Raw genomic sequence first — 1,570 nt, forward strand, 5'->3', positions numbered from 1 at the left:
CTCGGCCGACGCCCTTGAGGTCGTGCGGGCGCTGGTGCGGTCGATCGGGTGCGTGCCGGTGGACGGCGGGCCGCTGGAGCGGGCCGAGCTGCTCGAGGCGACGACGGCGTTCGCGATCGGGCTGTGGGTGGGCGGCGCGGACGTGCGGGCGATGTTCCCCGCGGTGTCGCGCGACGGCTAATGTAACAGCACTGTTGTATCTGTGGAGGGGGTGGGACGTGCTGTACCCGGAGATCGAGCCGTACGACCACGGGATGCTCGACGTGGGCGACGGGCACCACGTGTACTGGGAGGTCTGCGGCAACCCGGACGGGAAGCCCGCGGTGGTGCTGCACGGCGGACCGGGCTCGGGGTGCACGCCCCGGGCCCGCCGGTACTTCGACCCGGAGGCGTACCGGGTCGTGCTGTTCGACCAGCGCGGGTGCGGGCGCAGCACGCCGCACGCCGGCGAGCCGGTGGTGGACCTGTCCGCCAACACCACCGACCACCTGGTCGGTGACCTGGAGCGGTTGCGCGGGTTCCTGGGCGTCGACCGGTGGTTGGTGTTCGCCGCGTCGTGGGGCTCCGTGCTGGGCCTGGTGTACGCCGAGCGGTTCCCGCACCGGGTGTCCGCGATGGTGCACGCGGGCGTGGCGACCGGGCGGCGGGCCGAGACGGACCTGCTGACGACGGGCCTGGCCCCGATGTTCCCGCAGGCCCACGCCCGCTTCCGCGAGCTGGTGCCGTCCGGCGACCCGGCGGCGGGGTACCTGGAGCTGCTCCTGTCCCCCGACCCGGCCGTGCACCTGCGGGCGGCCCGGGAGTGGTGCGCGTGGGAGGACGCGTTGCAGCCGCTGTCCGGCGGCCTGGGGTTCGACCGGCCGGAGCACGGGCTCGCGTTCGCCCGGCTGGTCACGCACTACTGGGCGCACGGCTCGTGGCTGCCCGAGGGCGTCGTGCTGGAGGAGGCGTGGAAGCTCGCGGGCATCCCGGGCGTGATCGTCCAGGGCGAGCTGGACCTGGGCAACCTGATCGGCACCCCGTTCGACCTGGCCCACGCCTGGCCGGACGCCGAGCTGGTCCTCGTCGCGGAAACTGCGCACGGGGGAAGTAACGCGATGACCGCCGCACGGCGTTCGGCTACTGACAAATTCCGGTAACACCCGGAAACTCGGAGCGATGCAGTGGTCACAGCCTGGTGCGGGACCGGTCGACGTGGCGAGGGATTGATCGTGGAACGGTTCACCGAGAGCGCGCGGCGGGTCTCCGTGCTGGCTCTCCAGGAGGCGCGGGCGTTCAACCACACCGCGATCGGCACGGAGCACCTGCTCCTGGGCCTGCTCGGTGAGGGCGGAGCCGCGGCGGCGGTGCTCGTGTCGTCGGGTGTGTCGCCGCACGCGTGCCGGGCGCACGTCCTGGCGGTGGACGGCCGGGGCACCCTGCCCGTGCCCGGGTACCTGTCGTTCACGCCCGGCGCGAAGCGGGCCCTGGCGTCGGCGGTGCGCGAGTCGTTGGCGCTGGGTCACCGGCACGTGGGCACCGAGCACCTGCTGCTCGGCGTGCTCGCGGAGGGCGAGGGCGTGGCGCTCGA

Annotated in this window: 2 protein-coding genes and 1 pseudogene; all 3 read left to right on the forward strand. The window is 73.6% G+C overall.

Annotated features, from left to right (window positions below):
- A pseudogene (locus AB0G02_RS39430) lies at positions 1 to 181 on the forward strand (NADP oxidoreductase); the annotation flags it as partial.
- 37 nt (positions 182 to 218) lie between these two features.
- Complete coding sequence (pip, locus tag AB0G02_RS39435) at positions 219 to 1,139, forward strand: prolyl aminopeptidase (RefSeq protein WP_360805400.1); 921 nt, start codon at positions 219 to 221, stop codon at positions 1,137 to 1,139.
- A 72-nt stretch (positions 1,140 to 1,211) separates the two neighbouring features.
- The coding region (locus AB0G02_RS39440) for a Clp protease N-terminal domain-containing protein (protein ID WP_360805397.1) at positions 1,212 to 1,570 on the forward strand (359 nt) is incomplete at its 3' end.

The organism is Actinosynnema sp. NPDC023658, assembly GCF_040639995.1.
Classification (GTDB): domain Bacteria; phylum Actinomycetota; class Actinomycetes; order Mycobacteriales; family Pseudonocardiaceae; genus Actinosynnema.